Here is a 17,415-nt window from a genome sequence, read left to right on the forward strand (position 1 = left end):
TGCCAAGTACGTCATGAAGGTTCGGGAAGGGGCCTGGCATGCCAGTTGTCGCGGGACGATCGCTGCCTGCGGAATGGGGGGACGAGGCCACCGGGTACGGTGCCAAATGGCTCGCCGCACCGGCCCTTGCACGGCTGGTCTCGGCCTTCGCCCTCCATCCCGACGAGCGGCGCCTGGCCGCGGCGCTCGCCGCGGGGGCGCCCCGTGAGACCGGCGTGCTGGCACGGCTGGACGCGTTCACCGACAGGTGGGACACCCGCGGAGGCAAGGAGCGGCGCGAAGCCCGTGCACTGGAGATGACGAGCCATCAGGAGGCGATGGTGCTGGAGGCGGCCACCGCGCTCGGACTTCGCGGCGGCCCCCCGGCGCGGTTCTCCACCTACGACCACGTGCTGGTGCTGGGCGGGACCTTGAGGGGGTGCCGTGTCCGTACCGGCGAGGCGGCGCGGCTGCTGAACAGCGGGCGGCTCGGCGCGAAGGCCGTCACCGCGCTCGGGGGCCACCGGCCCTTCTCGCCTGAGGAGTTCACTCATGCCGCAGCCATCGGGCACTCTCACCTCCGTGAGGAGTTCCAGGCACTTGACTCCTGCGCACGGGAGATGTTCGGCCTGGGCGAACCCGAGCGGGTCGTCGGGGAGGACTCCGCCGAGATCGGTGCGACCTGGGGAGTACGGCATTACCGGAACACGGTGGGGCTGCCGGTGCGGGTGGCCGCCGCGCCCTCGCGGACACCCGGCCGCCGCGCCGACACCGCCGACACGTACGCGTTCTTCGCCGATCGGCTCGGTCAACTCCGTTCGGAATCACAACTGTTGCTGGTTACCAGCGCCGTCAACGTGCCCGCTCAGCACTTCACGGCGTTGCGCATGCTGGCGCTGCCGTACGGCGCCCGCATCGACACCGTCGGACACACGGCGGAATCGGTGCCGCCGGCCCTTGCCTGGGCCCTGAGCGCCACCGAGTACCTGCTGGAGATCCGGTCCGCCGTACGGGCGCTGCGGCGCCTGCGCGAGGCCTCGGCCGTGCAGGGGGCGTGAACACTCATCATTGCGGCAGCCGCGTGCGAGGGTCGAGCACGCGCCGGAAGGCCTCGGCGATGTCCTCCATGTCCCTCTCCTCACCGAGGAGGGCCGCGTGGTGGAAGGTGAGAAAGGACCGGGCCGCCCGTTCGGCGACCGGCAGGGCGCGCCGGCCGCGGGTCAGCCGGTCGAGGTGGCAGGCCCCGATGCCGAACCGTGGGCGTGAGGCCGGGTCGTACAGCGGGCTGGCGTACAGCGGTGTGTACACCGGCTTCACGTGCAGACCGAGTTCGGCCGTGAGGGCACCGGCCACTGCCTTGGCCGACGTCGTCCTCAGCACCTCGTCGGGCAGACCGACCGCGTATCCGAAGTAGGTGCGTTCCGTGGTACCGGGTGAGGTCCGCTGCGGGACGAGTCCCATCCGGCCCAGCAGACAGTCGAGGATCTCCGCGTTGGTCCGCCGCAGGGCGTTCAGTGGGCCGAGCTCGTCGAGCTGGGCTGTCAGCAGCGCGGACTGGAACTCCGAGAGGCAGCGGTTACTGCCCATCAGCTCGCCGCTCTCGACCAGTTCGGGGAGGCCGAGGGCCGGCGGGGCCGTGCTCCGGCACCGGCCGTCGGCGCGCAGATGCTCAATTCGGCGGGCGATGCGTGCGTCGTTCGTGACCGCCGCACCACCCTCCCCGCTGCTGAGCAGTTTGGTGTGGTGCATGCTGAAGGTGCCCACGTCACCGATGGTGCCTACTTTCCGGCCCCGGTAGGCGGCGCCGTGTGCCTGGGCGCTGTCCTCGATCAGGGCGAGCCCGTGCCGGTCGGCGACCGCTCTCAGAGCGGCAAGTTCGGCGACCGCCGAGTACAGGTGCACCACCACCACCGCCTTGGTCGCGGATGTGATGGCGGCCTCCGCCGCGGCCGGGTCGAGGCAGAGTGTGCCGGGGTCCACGTCGGCGAAGACCGGTACCGCGTTGACCCCCAGCACCGTCGAGGCCGACGCCGCCCAGGAGAGCGCGGGCACGATCACCTCGTCGCCGGCGCCCACCCCGCACGCTTCGAGCGCCGTCATGAGGGAGGCGGTGCCACTGGCGGTCGGGATGCAGTTGCGGACGCCGAGGTAGTCGGCGAACCGGGCTGCGAACCGCTGCTCCTGCGTGGGATTCCCGTCGTACGGGCTCGCGATGGACCAGCGTCCCGAGTGCAGGACCTCCAGCAGGGCCTGCTCGGCTCCCGCCGCCGGCCGAGGCCAGCGGGGCCAGGGCCGGCCTGCGCGGAGCGGTGTGCGGCCGCGGAGCGGGGGTGCTGTGCTCATCGGGGACCTCCTTGCCTTGGTGCGGGCGGTGGCATCAGAGCAGACCGCGGATGGTGCCGCCGTCCACGCCCCAGACCGAACCAGTCACGAAGGACGCGGCGTCCGAGGCGAGGAAGGTGATGACCCGGGCGACCTCGTCGGGGGTGCCCATCCGTCCGAGCGGCAACTGCCGCTTGCTCAACTCGTACTCCACCGCCTCGCGCGCGTCGCGGGCGTGGACGTCACCAAGCGTGTCGGCGAAGCCTCCCGGGCGGGTCCACAGCGGAGTCCACACCGGGCCGGGTGCGACCGCGTTGACCCGGACCGCCGGCCCTTCCGAGAGCGCCAGGCTCTTGGTCAGGCTGACAAGCGCGACCTTGGAGACCTGGTAGTCGGCCGGTCCTGCCTCCGGCTGGCGGGCCAGGTCGGAGGCATTGTTGACGATGCTTCCGCGGCCGCGCTCCCGCATCCCGGGCAGCACGAGACGCGTCGCTCGCACCGCACTCATGAAGTTGATCTCGAAGGTGTCCCGCCAGTCCTGGTCGGAGAGTTCGTCGAACGTCCGGGCCCGGCACTGGCCGACGTTGTTGACCAGGACGTCCGCGCCGCCGCCGAGCTCCGCCAGCGCGGCGCCGATCGTCTCGTTCACGCCCTTCGCCGTCGAGAGGTCGCCGGGGACGACCGCGACCTCAACCGTGCCTTCCAGCTCCGCCTTCAGCGTCTTGAGTCCGGTCTCGTCCCGGTCGAGCAGAGCCAGCCTGGCTCCCTCGGCCGCCAGCGCCCGGGCCGTCTCGGCTCCGATGCCGCCGGCGGCTCCCGTGACGATGGCCCGCTGTCCTTCGATCCCCAGCTTCACCTGATCCCCACCTCCGTACGAATAACCCTCAGCAGTTCGAATGCGTGTGTGTTCTCCACGGTGCAGACGTACTTCGGCGGCACGGCCACCGAGAGCCCGGCCTCGTCCCGGTACTCCACACCGCCGGTGCCGATCACCGCGCTGCCCTCCAGCACGTGCAGAACCACGCTGCGGTCCTGTGGCACGACTTCCTCGATCCGGACGCCGGGCGGGATCTCCAGCAGTTGGAACTCCTGCCAGTCGCCCGTGAAGTACGACTTCAGGTCCACCTGGGCCATGCGGTGGTCCCCCCGCGGGGCGAGCAGTTCCGGCACGCGCACGATCGCGGGGTCTGCGGCGGGGCCCGTGCCGGGGAAAACCTCGGTGACGAAGAAGTGCATGTCGCTGTCGCCGTGGTTGGCTATCGCGTGGGCCGCGCCGATCGGGGTGGTGACGAGGTCACCGGCCGCCACCTCGAACTCTTCCCCGTTCATGGTGAGAACGGCCCGGCCGGAGACGATGTAGTAGATCTCCTCGGTGCGCAGGTGGACGTGTTCGCCGACCGAGGCTCCCGGCTCGATCACTACGTACTCGACGCAGTTCCACTCGCCTTCCAGATGCATGCCGTTCATCAGCATCTTCCAACGGCAGACCCCTTCCCCGCCCACCTGGCGGTGGGTGACCGCGGGGCCGGAGATGTCGTTGGCGATCGGGCCGAAGGGGCGGCGCTCGCCGCGTACCACTGTCGCCATCTCAGGCCACCACCAGGGAGTGCTGCTCGTGGAGAACGGACGCGATGCCGGCCCGCACCGTCTCCTCGTCGACCTGGGTGATCATCCCGCCGGCCGGGCGGTGCGCCCGGCCCAGCGCCTCCAGCAGGATGTAGTCCAGCATCCCGGGGCTGCCGGGCAGGTATCCCCGCTTGTTGTCCAGTCGTACCAGCTCTACCAGGGCGTCGGTGTGCAGGCCCGGCGGCAGTTGAGTCGGCGCTCCGTTGCGCTCCAGGAGTTCACGGTGGGCCCGCTCGTCGGAGAGGTCGAGGAGACCGAGCCGCCGGGACATGCGTGCCGCGGCCAGCATGCCGACTCCGATTGCGTAACCGTGCCTCAGCCGACCGCCGGTGAGGAGTTCCGCAGCGTGTCCCGTGGTGTGACCGTACTCAAGGATCAGCGCCTCGCGCTTTTCTGTGTGGTCGCTCCGCATGACGGCGGACTTGGCGTCCACGCACAGGTCGATGAAGCGGCCCAGGACCTGCGGGGTGTAGTCGGCATCGGCACGCAGCAGGGAGGCGACCTCGTCGAAGCGCTCCGGTACGATTCCGAGCACGTTCTTGATCATCTCGCAGAGCGCGGAGCGAATCTCGTCCCTCGGTAGCGTCTGGAGGAAGTCAAGGTTGTTCCACACCATCACCGGGGCATGGAAGGTGCCCAAGTGGTTCTTTCCGCACGTCGAGTTGACGGCCTGCTTCAGGGAGAGCACGGAGTCCGACATCCCGAGCAGTGTGGTGGGCATGTGAACCAGCCGTACTCCGCGGAAGAGCAGCGCGGCCAGCAGACCTGCGAGGTTGCCGACGACTCCGCCGCCGAGTGCGACCACGACGGACTGGCGGGTGATTCCGCTGATGAGGGCCTGCTCGGCGATACGGTCCAAGGCGCTGAGGCTCTTGTCCGTCTCGGCGGCGCGGGCTCTGACGACCGTGGTGGGAGCGACGGAACCGAGGTTGAGCTCGACCGCCTGCAGCAGGTCCTGTGGGAGCCCGGCATCGGCGACCAGCACGAAGCGGTCGGCGTTCAGCTCGGTCAGGCGCACGCGCAGGTCGCTCCAGCCCGAGGTGCCGGAGCGGACGTGGAAGTCGTACTGGACCTCTCCGAAGCGGACGGTTCGGTCCAGGTCAAGGGTGTGTTCGGACGACCCGTTCATTTCAACTCCATAGGAAGGACGTGCACGGTGTGGCGACGGCACCGCGGCGCCGGGCATCTGCCGTCGTATCGTCGGGTTCAGGGGTGTCACGGCATGCGCGTCGGCGATCCGACGCGAAGCCCCCGTTCGCTGTGGCCGGGTCACGGGAGCGACGGTCGCCGATCCCGCGGGGGCGGGCCGGGCGGACGCCCTGCCCTGGACGCCTACGGCCAGTCGATGTCGCTCGGGCCCGCATCGGAGGCGGTGGTCACGACGCCGTCCTGGCCGGAGGTCGGCCAGTCGATGTCAGAGGCGACGGCTCTGGACGGGGAAGTTCCCCCGCTCGATGGCCAGTCGATGTCGGACGAGCCGGCCATGAAGGCCAGGGCCAGGGCGACCGGTGCCGAGGCGACCACGACGCGAACGATCATGCTCATTGTCTCTCCAGGCGGAAATCGTGAAGGAAAACACGCGATAAGGACGCGTGAACGAGAAGCGCCTGCGGCGTCGGCGGCGAAGAGCCGCCGGGAAACCGGCCGGTGGGGCAGGCGTCGTGCTGACCGCTGGTCAAGGTAGTGCACGGAAACCTCGGTTGGCAATAGTTGCCAACGCATGTCAAGCCTAGACCAATGAGGAGCGCGCTGAATCTCTCGTTGCTGAATAGGGCGGGCAAGACGTTGTCAAAGTGTGGGTCAGAGGTTACCTTCGGGCGGGGGATGCGAAATCAGGAGTTCCGCGGGTGCTTGGCGCCCCCGCTCACCACGGGGTCCCGTTGCGCACCCCCCTGAATCCGGAGAACCGCCCATGGAACAGCCACTCTTCGGACGACGCCTCAGGGAGCTGAGGCAGGCGCGCGGCCTCTCGCAGGCCAGGCTCGCCGGCGATGAGATCTCTACGGGGTACCTGTCCCGCCTGGAGTCCGGCGCGCGACAGCCGACCGAGCGTGTCGTCAGTTACCTCGCCAGCCAACTGGGTGTCGAGCGTGAGGCGTTCACCGTCTCACCCGGCACCTCCCTGGCCCACGCGCTCAGCCTCGCCTCCTCGTCGGAGGACGGTGAGTCGATGGAGCCACTGGTGTCGGCCCTGCGAGGGGCGGATTCGGGTGACCTGCTGCTCCGCTGGCAGGCGCTCTGGTTGCTGGCCCGCGGCAGGCGGAAGCTGGGTGACCAGGCACAGGAGTTGGCATGCCTGGAGGAACTGAGCGAGATCACGGACGAACTGGGGCTCCCCGAACTGCAGTGCCGCACCTGGTCCTCGCTGGCCCGCTGCCTGCGCGCCACTGGCCAGGTGCGACGGGCCATCGAAGTCGCCAGGAAGGCGGTGGAGATAGCCCAGCGGGCGCGGCTGTCCGTCCACGACACGGGAACGGCCCTCATGGCACTGGTGTCGGCCGAGGCCGAGGACGGCCGGCTCGCCGAGGCACGAACGCACAGCGACGAACTGGTAAGTCTCGTCGAGGGGTTCAAGGGGACGCTGCGGTCCGAGGTTCTGTGGTCGGCGGCGACCGTGCTGTTCCGCCAGGGCGAGCAGAAGCGGGCGCTGCGCTCCATGGAAGAGGCACTGGAGGGGCTCCACAGCAACACCGACCTCTCACTGTGGGTGCGGTTGCGGCTTGCCGCGGCCTCCCTCTGCCTCCAGAGCACTCCGCCGCTGACCGGACCGGCCACACTGCGACTGTGCCAGGCCGAGTCGGCCCTCGAGTTCGTCCGCACCCCGCTAATGCAGCAGGAGTTCCTGACGCTCAAGGCGCATCTGGCCTTCGAGGAGGGCAGGTACGAGGAAGCGCACGCCCTCCTCGGCGAGTTGCAGGGCCAGGAGGTCCTGCTCACCTACCGCGACCGGATCAGGCTGGGGGTGCTCAGCAGCAGGCTGATGATCCTCGAGGGCGAGGCCCGCAAGGGCCTGGCGCAGCTCAAGCAGCTGGGCGAGGAGGCACACGGGGCCGGCAACATGGGCCTGGCCGCGGAGATCTGGCGCACCATGGCCGAAATCCTCGACGCGACCCGGACGCACGACGAGTGATCCGGGTATTCCCCCGCCCCCACCCCGCCACCGCCGCCGTCACGCCGTCCCACATGCGTTGTGAGGAGACCGCGCGCGGCGCGTGACACGGCGGCGCCAGAGCGGAGTTTGACATTCAGATGGCAATACGTTGCCAACCTGGATCGTGGGCTGTTAGCTTCCCTCACGTCAGGTATCTCGCGCCTTCGGGTGTCATCCGGCGGCCTCCACCGTAGGGACCTCTCGTGTACCCCCCTGTCCACCACAGGCCGTCCGTGTCGCTCGACCATTCCGACATCGACTGGCCCTGAACAGGTACCGCATCTCCGCTGCGCATCGAGCAGCGAACGGGCGCCTGGGCGCTGTCAAATAATTGCCAACGTGCGAGGGGCAGGGCGTCACCGCATCCACCGGACCCTGTTCCCTCCACCATCCCGTTCTTCTCAAGGGGGACGAACCCGTGACGAGACCGTCCGACAGGTTGCGCAGGCGACTGAGCAGATGGCTGGACATCGCGACGTTGCTGCGCCACGTCCCACCAGGGATCCGGCTTTGCGCCCTGCTGCTCAACCTCCTGCTCGGGCTACTGCCCATCCTCTTCGTGATCACGATGAGCGTCCTGCTGCACCGCGTTCCGACGACCCTCGGGGGCGCGGAGCCCGGCGGTTGGGCCGGGGTCCTGGTGGTCCTGTTCGTGGCGGGCGCGACGTTCGGAGCCCAGCAGCTGCTGGCCCCCTTCCAAGCGGCACTCGGCGAGCTGGTCGTACGCCATGTCGACCAGCGCTGCCGCGGGGAACTGATGCGCTCCGCCCTCGCCGACGCGCCTGCCATGGCGCTGGACGATCAGCGGCTCCTGGACCGGCTCGACGTGGCCCGCGAAGCCTTCGACCGGGCCTCCGCCTCGCCGGGTGACGCAGCAGCGGGCCTCTTCGCTCTGCTCGCCCGATACCTCCAGCTGGCGGGCGCCGTCGCGCTGGTTGGCTACGCCATCGATCCCCTCTCCGGCGCGGTTATCGGCGCCACCGCTCTCGCCGTGAGGTTCGGCCAACGGGGTTCACTGGGCTCTTTCGGCGACTTCTACGACGGGCTCGGCGCCCAGCGGCGGAAGTCGACCTACCTGAAGAACCTCGCCACCGGGACGCAGGCATCGAAGGAGATCCGGCTGCTGCACCTGGTCGACTGGCTGGCTGACAGGTACCGGGGGGAAACCACTGCGTACCTCTCCGCGATGTGGCGAGGACGGAGGCGCATCCTCGGGCTCCCGTTCGTGAAACTGGCGCTGGTAGGCCTGGTCGGTGCCGCTGTCGTGTTCACCCGACTCTCCTTTACCGGTGGCGGCCACGGTCTTGACCTGCTGCGCCTGGGGATGGCCCTGCAGGCCGTGCTAATCCTGATGCGTTTCGGCGTGTACTTCCCCGAGTGCGATGTCCAGACCCAGTACGGCCTGATGGCCCTGCACGCGCTGCAGGCCTTCCGCGACGGAGCACGCGCGATGCCGGCGCTCGTCCCCGGGGGATCGGTACCGGCCACCGGGCTTGCGCGGCGCTCGATCCGCTTCGAGAACGTCGGCTTCCGCTACGGCCCGGGACAACGCGCCGTGGTGGAGGGGCTCGACCTCGAACTGGCCGCCGGACGCTCCACCGCCGTCGTCGGCCTCAACGGAGCCGGCAAGACGACTCTGGTAAAGCTGCTCACAAGGCTCTACGACCCCACCGAGGGACACATCACCGTGGGCGGCTGCCCGTTGACGGACATCGACGTTCGCGACTGGCACCGGCAACTCGCCGTTATCTTCCAGGACTTCGCGCGCTACGAATTGACGGCCGCCGACAACATCGCACTCGGCGCGCCGTCGATGCCCCGCTCCGACGAGGCACTACGAGCAGTCGCCCAGCGGGCAGGCGCCGACGCCTTCCTCGACCGGTTGCCCGAGGGCCTGGACACCGTGCTCTCACGGCAGTACCAGGACGGCACCGACCTCTCCGGCGGGCAGTGGCAGCGCGTCGCGCTCGCCCGCGCCCTGTACGCCGTACGGGCCGGCGCCTCGGTGATGGTGCTCGACGAACCGACGGCACAACTCGACGTCCGTGCCGAGGTCGAGTTCTTCGACCGATTCCTCGAACTGACGGAGGGCGTCACCACATTGATCATTTCCCATCGCTTCTCCACAGTTCGCCGGGCGGACCAGATCCTGGTCCTCGCGGAGGGACACGTGGTGGAACGCGGCACCCACGAGGAACTGATGGCGGCCGAGGGGCGCTACGCCGAGATGTTCAGACTGCAGGCAGACCGGTTCGCGGAGGCTCCCACGGGCCCCGTGGAACCACGCACGACACGGACGATGACAGAGGTGACGCGGTGAGTGGCCTTGCCCGCACGGCACGCTGGTTGCTGGGCACAGCCTGGGCAACCGATCGCGGCCGACTCCTCAAGTCATTTGTCCTGATGGGGATCGGCCATGTGGCGACGCCCGTCGTCGCCGTCGCACTGGGCGCCTTCACCGACCGGATGCTCGCCGGAAAGACGGCGCAGGCGACGGCCCTTGGCGGCGTGATCGCCTTGATGCTGGTGGCGGAGCTGATGATGGGCCATTTCGCCCACCTGTACTACTTCGAGCTCGGCGAACAGGCCGAAGGACGGGTGAACTCCGAGCTCATCCAATACGCCAACGGCACCAGCGGTGTGGAACATCTGGAGAGTTCCGGCTTCGCCGACACGATGGCGCTGGTCCGTGAGGAGATCCAGAAGATGCGGGGCTACGTCGAAGCCCTGCTACAGATCACCACGCTCGGCGTGCAACTTGCGCTGATCACCGCCATTCTCGGTTCGCTGGAACCGTGGCTGCTGCTGTTGCCCCTCGGAGCGCTGCCGCCCGTCGTGCTGGGGCGATACGCCCAGCGCAAGGTCGACGCCGGCAAGACAGCAGCTGCCGAACACAACCGCAGAGCACGCCATCTGCTCCACGTAGCCACATCCTCGCAATCAGCCAAGGAGGCACGGCTCTTCGGTGCCGACGACGCGCTGGTGGCGCTGCACGACGCAAGCTGGCAGTCCGGAACATCCCGGATCGGACGCGGCCAGGTCACAGGGGCGGTACTGCGGGCCGCAGGTCAACTCGTGTTCACCGTCGCCTGTTTCTCGGCTGTCTACCTCGTGCTGCGCCGGGCCGCCGCCGGGCAGGTCACGGTCGGCGAGGTAGTCCTCGTCATCACTGTCGCCGTGCAGATCAACGTACAGGTGGCCGCCGCCCTCGGCATGCTTTCCACCCTCCAGGCGGCCGGCGCGACCGAGCGCCGTCTGACGGCGCTGCGCACCTGGCCGACGACCCGTACACAGCCGCCCGCCACAGCGTCCGCAACCGTGCCCCGGCGACTACAGCGGGGCATCCGGCTGGACCATGTCTCGTTCACCTATCCCGGCACCGACCGCCCTGTACTCCAGGACGTCACCCTGGACCTCCCGGCCGGGGCAACCGTAGCGCTGGTGGGCGAAAACGGTGCAGGCAAGAGCACCCTGGTAAAGCTCCTGTGCGGTCTCTACCAACCCACGAGCGGCCGGATCCTCGTCGACGGTGCCGACCTGCGTGACGTTCCCGCCCAAGCGTGGAAGGACCGGGTCTCCACCCTCTTTCAGGACTTCGCCCGGTTTGAACTGAGGCTGCGCGAGAACGTGGGTACAGGCGACCTGGCGCGACTCGGCGACGATGCGGCCCTCACCGGCTCGATGGCGACAGCCGGCGCCGGAGCGGTCATCGACCGGGTTCCTGGCGGCCTCGACGGGATACTCGGCCGCGGCTACGACGACGGGGCCGAACTCTCAGGTGGCCAGTGGCAGGCACTGGGACTGGCCCGGTCGGCGCTCCGCGCAGATCCGCTGCTCCTGGTGCTGGACGAGCCGGCGTCCGCCCTGGACGCGCCGGCCGAGCACGCCGTCTTCGAACGGTATGCGGGAACGGCCGGCGAGGTGAGCGGGGACGGGGGTGTCACCCTCTTTGTCTCCCACCGCTTCTCGACGGTGCTGATGGCCGACAGGATCGTAGTCCTCGAGGACGGTGCGGTGGTGGAGTTCGGCGAGCACGCGGAACTCGTGTCCGCAAACGGGCTGTACGCCGAGCTCTTCGCCCTTCAGGCCCGTAGCTACGGCTGACGGCTAGCCGAGGCCTGGCACCCGCGGTTGCTCCCCGGGCGCCAGGCCTTGCCCTATCCATCGCGGCGCCCGGGCGTGCCGCGACGGGCGGGACGAGGCCTGGTTGGTGGCACCCCACGGCCCGTGGACCACGCCACTACGCCGACGGGCGCCCGCGGAAAGCGGACGCCCGTCGGATCATGTTTCTCACTTCACGGGGGAGACCACGCCCCGCCCGTCCCGCTTGTCAGCCGACGAGCGGGACGCGTGCCGCTCCGGCCCGTACGGCGTCGATCACGAGCGGTGTCAGCAGCGTCCCGATGGCGGGCAGCCACCGGGTGGGGACCACGCGCCGCACCGCGCCGGGTCCGAGGGTGGCCAGCGCCGCCCCGGCCACCCTCCCGGTGAGGTCGAGGGCACCGGCGCCCCGCCCCTCGTGCGCAGCGGCAAGGTAGCCGAGCAGGAAGGAGACGATCCACACCTCGGTGAGCACGACCTCGCTGAGCCGGTCCACCAGGAATCCGCGCTCGGGTGACCGTTCCAGCGCGGCCCGCAGCCCGACCGCCAGCTCCACCTCGCTGACACCCTTCTCTCGCAGGAAGACGCGGGCCGAACTGCGCACCCTGCCGTCCACTGAACTCGGATCGGATAGGCAGGCGTCCGAGTACTGCCCCCAGAAGTCGTAGTAGGGGACCGTCCCGAGTCCTGTCAGGAGGGACGGAACGGCGGGAAGGGCGACATCGTCGCGCCACGGTACCGAGCAGGCGGCGCTGCGGGGACCATGCACGTTGTTGCCGACGAGGCTGTCGCCGTTCTCGTGGTCGACGAGGTTGACCACCGGGACTAGGGCGGGGGTCTTCCGCTCGACCAGATAGTGGAGCAGGGTGAGGTCATCGGGATCCTCCGTGGCGGCCTTGGCCCCGGCCCAGCCGTCGAACTGCCGGGCGTCCTCGGCAGGCAGGACGAGTGCCACACACGGGATGTAGTCGTCGACGACGGGGGCCACGTGGTGCCCGTGCATGGCGGCGATCCGCAGCGCGTACGAGGAGCGCGAGCCCCACTCCGCGAACAGGCTCAGAGCGGCGCGCGGGTAGGCAGTGATCAGGGCGGCCAGCCGCGCTGCGAAGTCGTCGGCGAGCAGAGCATCGTCTTGGAGCACCAGATGGTGGGTCGCGTCCGGCTCCACCGCTGCCCAGGCCCGTCGAGCGGTCCTGAGGGCGCTCGGCGGACCTTGAGGGTCAGGATCCAGGACGACACGGGCGCGCAGTTCGGGGTATCTGCGCGCCAGCGCCTCAGCAGCCGCGGCCCGGTCGGGGTGGCTCATCACGGCCACGGAGAGGCGGATGGGGGTTGCGTTCATGGTCATCTCCAGAGGGTGGGGTGGGAGGTCAGGGACTGACCGGCAGGACTTTCTTCGACACCCGCCCGGCCTCACGCCGCACAGCCTGCCGATAGGGTTCGCTGAGCTGGTCGACGGCCGGCAGGAGATGGCACTCGTCGAACGTCGCGTCCTCGTAGGGCAGGGCGAGGCCGAGGAGCGGCATCACCTCCTCGTGTCCGTTCGGCCAGGGGGCGAAGAGTGCCGCGCCCGTGGCGTCGATCAGCGTGTGGTGGCCGTCCGCCGACGCGACGAGGACGGCGCCCACCACGAGGACGCGGGTGCCCCCGACGGTTCCCAGGGCGACACCGAGCCGTTTTCCGGCCCCCGCCACGACGTCCATCTGCCGCTCGACTTCCGGTAGATGACGTTCGGCCTCCAGCCAGCCACCCAGCGCCAGCGCCATTTCCAGTTCGAGACGCGGCCACTTGGCCAGGTAGTAACGGTTGGTCACACCGGCCGAGAGGTCCTGGGCGGCGAAGTCACGGTGATGCGGCAAGTGCATGCCCCGGACCCCCTGACCGAGCACGATCGGGGTGCCGGTCCTGGAGATCCGTAGACCCCACTCCTGGTCCTCGGCTCCCCAGCCGAGGAAGCCCTCGTCCAGCAGGAGACCGTGATCACGTATCACCGAGGCGGGAAGCGCCATGAAGCCGGTACGGACGAAGGCCCAGGGGAAGCGAGCGATGGCGGCGGCGTACTCCGGGGACCACCGCGGATCCCGGCGGCCCAGCGGCGCCGCGTCGAGCTCTTCGAGCGCCGTGCGGTAGACGCTGTAGGGCTGAGCCGCGACCATGTCGATGTCCTCGTCCAGCACATCGTCGTACCCGAACACCTCCCCCTGCACGCAGACGTTCTGCCCGTGCCGGTAGTAGGTCTGCCAGAGGTTGCGCAGGGCGTCCGTCGCGAGGACCACGTCGGCATCAAGCACGACGACCACCCGCCCCAAGGACTGCCGGATGCCGAGATTCCGGGCCTTGCTGGTGTTCCACTCCTCGGCCGAGAGCACCGAGACGATCCGTAGCCGCCCGGTGAACTCCTCGCAGAGCGCGACGAAGGCGGGGTCGTACTCCATTGCCCCGATGACGACCTCGAAGCTCCATGGCTCCAGGTCTTGTTCACACAGCGAGGTCAGGACCGCCCTGATGTTGTTCAGGCGCTGCTTGTACGGGATCACGATGCTGAACCTCATGTCGGTCATGGCACAAAGATAAGAGCCAATGGCACAACTAGGCAACGACCCTTGCCAATATTGCCAACTCTTCGCCGCCAGCGGTGACACCGGGGCGCCCCCGGCGCATGTCATGCAACAAAGCCAGACGTGAGATCGAAGCAAGGGCGCGGTGGCAACGGTGAAGCACCGCAAGGTGGGGGAGCGGGCCGACAGCCTCCCTACTAGAAGATCTAGCGCTGCGCGGCATATTCGTATTTCCGCTCGCTGTGCAGACAGAGCGCGCGACGATGGGCTGAAAGACCAGATATCGAACCTGCAGGAGGCAGCAGCCGTGGAGAAAATCGTGATCGGCGCTGACCATGTACACAATGCGGCCACGGTCCGCCGCCGACAACGGCAGTTCATTCCGCCGTCCGAGCTGCATCCAGACCTTGCGACTAGGATCGACACTGCTCTGCTGGACCAGCTGTTCTACGCGACAGTGGACGAATGCCACGAGTGCCGGTCCACGCTTCTCGACCGCGTCGCCAGCGACGTAGGGTCGACATGCAAACTGATCGACTGGACATGCCTGATCACTTCGGAGATGCACGGCGGGCTTCCCGCGGAGCTCGTCGATGAGGACGCGTCGGCGGATACCGTTTTCCGCCCCTCGGCCACCTTCCGCCAGCTTGCTGCGAAGTACCACAACTCAGGACTGACTAACGCCATACACGACGCGTGCACAGCTGCACAGCACCGGGAAGCGGCGGACACCGCCGTCCCCCTGGTCGACGGACTCCAGATGCGGGGAACGGACTTCCTCTCCCAGTGACCTGTCCGCCCCTAGCCCTTGCGAACCTTCTGTCGATGTCCCAAGGAACCGCCTGATGGCCATCAGCCCCCGCCTCGCTCTTCGGGACAGCCCCCTGGCCCTGCCTGACTCCTCCGTTCCCGCCCGGCGGGTACTGCGCCCGGATCAGCAGGCGGCAGTGGACAGTGGGGTACGTGGACTGAGAAAGTCCGGAACCCGTGGCCACATGGTCTCCGCCTGCGGCACGGGCAAGACACTGAGCGCACTGCGTACGGCCGAAGCCCTCGACATCCGGTTCCTGCTGGTGGTGGTCCCTTCGAGGGATCTAATCGGCCAGTGGGCGGCGGCGGCCCGCGCGGACGGGCGGACCGAGCCGTTGATGGCGGTGTCGTCACTGAACGCAAAAAAGCACCCCGTGCTCGCTGAGGCCGGGGCGAGCAGTACGGGGTCGGGGGAGTACCTGGCGTACTGGCTGACCCAGCGCGCCAAGAAGAACGAGCGGGCGACCGTATTCGTCACTTTGGACTCCCTCCAGCGGATCGAGGAGATCCAGCACTCCGTCTTCCCGGCTCCCGTCTTCGACCTCGCGATCGTGGACGAGGCGCACCGCACCGCAGGCTCCTGGGACAAAGAGTGGACGATGGTCCACGACGCCTCCCGCATCCGCACCGACCGCCGCCTCTACCTGACCGCGACGCCCTACGAATGGGAGGCCCCCCGTTTGGCCGAAGCACCGGATACCCGACCGCGCCCCATGCGGACCGCTTCGACCGCACCCGCATGGGAGTCCCCGTCCCTGATCGCCTCTATGGACGACCCGAAAGTCTTCGGCCCCCGCCTGCACACCTACACCCACGCCCAGGCGATCGAGGACGGAGTCCTGGCCGACTACCAGCTCCTCGTCCCCACCATCACCGACACCGTCCTCCGCACCGTCCTGACCGACCCCGACGGCACGCACACAGGTTTCACCCCGACCACGCGCCGGACGACCGCCCTGCACCTGGCCGTCCTCAAAGCGATGACCGAACACGACCTCAAGCATGTGATCGTCTACTTCCAGCAGGTCGCAGACGCCGCGGACTTCGCCCGCCAGTTCCCCCACACCCTGCGCACCCTCCCACCCGACCAGCGCCCCTCCTGGGCCGCGAAGCTCTCCGTCTCCTCAATCAACGGCAACCACACCCCCGACCAGCGCGCCAAAATCCTCGGCCGCTTCATGAACGCCGACCGTGCAGTGATCACCAACGCCCAAGTCCTGTCCGAAGGCATCGACCTGCCGGTCGTAGATGCGATCGTCTTCGCCTCCCGCACCGAGAGCGTGCGCCGAATTGTCCAGGCACTGGGCCGCGCCTTGCGCAAACCCCCCACCACTGACGTGAAGACCGCGAGCCTGGTCATCCCCGCCTACATCCCACCCGAGGCCGACCCCACCGACCTCCTCGACACCCCCTTCGAAGCCCTCTGGCTGATCACCGCCGCGCTGCGCCACCACGACCAGACCATCGCTGCCCGCGCCCCCCGCAAGGCCACCGCGCACCGCCTGGACGACAGCACCCACCGCCTTCTTGCACGCCGGTTCCGTTTCGACTTCACCCTCGACCCACACGCGATCGCCCGCGCCATGGACCTGTTGGTCTGGCCGTCGGCCGGCGCGGTGCTCTCCGCACCCCGCCGCGCCGGCCTGGCTGCGGCCACCCGCTACCACGCCGAACACGGCCATCTGAAGGTCCCGGTCGACTACACCGACGCATACGGCTACCGCCTGGGAGCATTCATCGCTGGCCAACGCACCGCCCACCGCCGACGTACCCTCACTGTGGACTGGATCGCCGAACTCGAGACCCTCGGCATGATCTGGGACGAGAATGAAGCCGCCTTCGAAGGCAACATGACCCTCATCGAGGCCTTCCACACCGAACACGGCCACCTCGCCATCCCCGCCTATGCTCCCGGCGGTCAGTTCCTCGTCGACCAACGCGGTCTGGCCCGCAAAGGCCAACTCCCCGAAACCCGCCACATCCGCCTCATCGTCCTCGACCCGGACTGGCTCCTCCCGCACGGACCCGACTGGCACCGCAAGTACCACCTCTTGGCCCGCCACATCCAGGACGGACACGACCCCGCAACTCTGCGCCGCGACACGGTGATTGACGGCGTAAAAGTCGGCACTTGGCTGCAGCGCCAGCTCACCACCTGGAACACTCTTGACGATGGCCAACGCCACCTCCTGGCCCGCCTCGACCTCACCCCAGACCACATCACCCTGTCGACGAAGAAGACCACCGCCCCCTCCATACCCAGCACGCCCCAGACCAGAAAACGCCGCTCCTTCGAACAAACAGCCACACTGCTGCGGGCCTTCATAGAACGGCACGACCGTCCTCCCGGCGCCCGGGAGGAGATCGAGGTCGACGGGGAACGCGTCATGATCGGACCCTGGCTCTGCAAGGTCCGCACCAGCCAGAAGAACGGCCAGCTCTCCAAAAATAGAAGCCAGTTGATCCAGAGCATCCTCCGTGAAGCCGACACTGTCCCCGCCGAAGAGGAACGCCCCGAAATCTCAGAGATCTCGTAACTTTTTCTCATGGATTCCACTAAGGAAGCATTCCGGAAGGCTTCCCATCGACACAAGAGCGGCCCGGAACCCTTGAGACTTAGCAGCAGGCCGGCGCTTGGGGAGGTCCCAAGCGCCGCCGCATCCCTGCAGCCAGCTTTAGGAGTTCGCGAAGCGAACTCCGTTGAGAGATCCCGCGGAGCGGGATCTCTCACGCTCGGTTTCGCGGAGCGAACCGAGCCCGGCTGCGGAGCGGCCGACCTGCGTCACGGAGTGACGCCGCATCAGCGATGCGGAGCATCGCTATCCAATCCGTCGCGTAGCGACGGCGCGGCGTGTCTGCGGAGCAGAC

13 protein-coding genes are annotated in these 17,415 nt (G+C 68.5%); 6 read left to right on the forward strand and 7 right to left on the reverse strand.

Annotated elements, in window-relative coordinates; all coding sequences use genetic code 11:
• Positions 1-38: 38 nt before the first annotated feature.
• Positions 39-1,037: a hypothetical protein gene (locus ACWGKJ_RS33335; protein WP_385026740.1), complete on the forward strand. Its 999-nt coding sequence runs from the start codon at positions 39-41 to the stop codon at positions 1,035-1,037.
• Positions 1,038-1,044: 7 nt separating this feature from the next.
• Here ACWGKJ_RS33335 and ACWGKJ_RS33340 read toward each other — a convergent pair whose 3' ends face one another.
• The 5 genes from ACWGKJ_RS33340 to ACWGKJ_RS33360 form a co-directional block, all read right to left on the reverse strand.
• Positions 1,045-2,322: a DegT/DnrJ/EryC1/StrS aminotransferase family protein gene (locus tag ACWGKJ_RS33340; protein WP_385026738.1), complete on the reverse strand. Its 1,278-nt coding sequence runs from the start codon at positions 2,320-2,322 to the stop codon at positions 1,045-1,047.
• Between the two features lie 34 nt (positions 2,323-2,356).
• Positions 2,357-3,157, reverse strand: a complete 801-nt coding sequence (locus ACWGKJ_RS33345; protein ID WP_385026735.1) for an SDR family NAD(P)-dependent oxidoreductase — start codon at positions 3,155-3,157, stop codon at positions 2,357-2,359.
• A complete protein-coding gene (locus tag ACWGKJ_RS33350; protein WP_385026732.1) occupies positions 3,154-3,888 on the reverse strand; it encodes a cupin domain-containing protein in 735 nt (244 codons plus the stop codon). Before ACWGKJ_RS33350 ends, ACWGKJ_RS33345 begins: the two co-directional genes overlap by 4 nt.
• A 1-nt stretch (position 3,889) precedes the next feature.
• Positions 3,890-5,056 carry a 2-deoxy-scyllo-inosose synthase gene (locus ACWGKJ_RS33355; RefSeq protein WP_385026730.1) on the reverse strand — a complete coding sequence of 389 codons (1,167 nt, stop codon included), beginning with the start codon at positions 5,054-5,056 and terminating at the stop codon, positions 3,890-3,892.
• A 203-nt stretch (positions 5,057-5,259) separates the two neighbouring features.
• Entirely contained in the window at positions 5,260-5,472 is a 213-nt protein-coding gene (locus ACWGKJ_RS33360; protein WP_385026727.1) for a hypothetical protein, read from the reverse strand.
• 367 nt (positions 5,473-5,839) lie between these two features.
• Between ACWGKJ_RS33360 and ACWGKJ_RS33365 the strand changes: the two genes are divergently transcribed.
• From ACWGKJ_RS33365 to ACWGKJ_RS33375, 3 genes are all read left to right on the forward strand, one after another.
• Positions 5,840-7,057, forward strand: a complete 1,218-nt coding sequence (locus ACWGKJ_RS33365) for a helix-turn-helix domain-containing protein (RefSeq protein WP_385026724.1) — start codon at positions 5,840-5,842, stop codon at positions 7,055-7,057.
• Positions 7,058-7,496: 439 nt separating this feature from the next.
• Positions 7,497-9,398, forward strand: coding sequence for an ABC transporter ATP-binding protein (locus ACWGKJ_RS33370; protein ID WP_385026721.1), 1,902 nt, complete (start codon positions 7,497-7,499; stop codon positions 9,396-9,398).
• Positions 9,395-11,182: an ABC transporter ATP-binding protein gene (locus ACWGKJ_RS33375; RefSeq protein ID WP_385026718.1), complete on the forward strand. Its 1,788-nt coding sequence runs from the start codon at positions 9,395-9,397 to the stop codon at positions 11,180-11,182. The genes ACWGKJ_RS33370 and ACWGKJ_RS33375 overlap by 4 nt, the downstream gene beginning before the upstream one ends.
• Positions 11,183-11,408: 226 nt before the next feature.
• On the opposite strand, the gene ACWGKJ_RS33380 is transcribed toward ACWGKJ_RS33375, so the two are convergent.
• Together ACWGKJ_RS33380 and ACWGKJ_RS33385 are read right to left on the reverse strand one after the other, a co-directional pair.
• Entirely contained in the window at positions 11,409-12,527 is a 1,119-nt protein-coding gene (locus ACWGKJ_RS33380) for a hypothetical protein (RefSeq protein ID WP_453315892.1), read from the reverse strand.
• A gap of 22 nt (positions 12,528-12,549) precedes the next feature.
• Positions 12,550-13,740, reverse strand: coding sequence for a glycosyltransferase family 2 protein (locus tag ACWGKJ_RS33385; RefSeq protein WP_385026712.1), 1,191 nt, complete (start codon positions 13,738-13,740; stop codon positions 12,550-12,552).
• A gap of 304 nt (positions 13,741-14,044) precedes the next feature.
• Between ACWGKJ_RS33385 and ACWGKJ_RS33390 the strand changes: the two genes are divergently transcribed.
• Both ACWGKJ_RS33390 and ACWGKJ_RS33395 read left to right on the forward strand, forming a co-directional pair.
• Positions 14,045-14,527, forward strand: coding sequence for a hypothetical protein (locus ACWGKJ_RS33390; protein WP_385026709.1), 483 nt, complete (start codon positions 14,045-14,047; stop codon positions 14,525-14,527).
• 55 nt (positions 14,528-14,582) lie between these two features.
• Positions 14,583-17,084: a DEAD/DEAH box helicase gene (locus ACWGKJ_RS33395; protein WP_385026706.1), complete on the forward strand. Its 2,502-nt coding sequence runs from the start codon at positions 14,583-14,585 to the stop codon at positions 17,082-17,084.
• The last annotated feature ends 331 nt before the right edge of the window (positions 17,085-17,415 follow it).

The organism is Streptomyces sp. NPDC054757 (assembly GCF_053612185.1).

What these genes read in the sequence shown, in the direction of transcription:
- ACWGKJ_RS33395 (WP_385026706.1), top strand. Translation starts at nt 14,583, where the DNA reads ATGGCCATCAGCCCCCGCCTCGCTCTTCGGGACAGCCCCCTGGCCCTG.
- ACWGKJ_RS33350 (WP_385026732.1), bottom strand. Translation starts at nt 3,888, where the DNA reads ATGGCGACAGTGGTACGCGGCGAGCGCCGCCCCTTCGGCCCGATCGCC.
- ACWGKJ_RS33355 (WP_385026730.1), bottom strand. Translation starts at nt 5,056, where the DNA reads ATGAACGGGTCGTCCGAACACACCCTTGACCTGGACCGAACCGTCCGC.
- ACWGKJ_RS33360 (WP_385026727.1), bottom strand. Translation starts at nt 5,472, where the DNA reads ATGAGCATGATCGTTCGCGTCGTGGTCGCCTCGGCACCGGTCGCCCTG.
- ACWGKJ_RS33335 (WP_385026740.1), top strand. Translation starts at nt 39, where the DNA reads ATGCCAGTTGTCGCGGGACGATCGCTGCCTGCGGAATGGGGGGACGAG.
- ACWGKJ_RS33380 (WP_453315892.1), bottom strand. Translation starts at nt 12,527, where the DNA reads ATGACCATGAACGCAACCCCCATCCGCCTCTCCGTGGCCGTGATGAGC.
- ACWGKJ_RS33385 (WP_385026712.1), bottom strand. Translation starts at nt 13,740, where the DNA reads ATGACCGACATGAGGTTCAGCATCGTGATCCCGTACAAGCAGCGCCTG.
- ACWGKJ_RS33365 (WP_385026724.1), top strand. Translation starts at nt 5,840, where the DNA reads ATGGAACAGCCACTCTTCGGACGACGCCTCAGGGAGCTGAGGCAGGCG.
- ACWGKJ_RS33340 (WP_385026738.1), bottom strand. Translation starts at nt 2,322, where the DNA reads ATGAGCACAGCACCCCCGCTCCGCGGCCGCACACCGCTCCGCGCAGGC.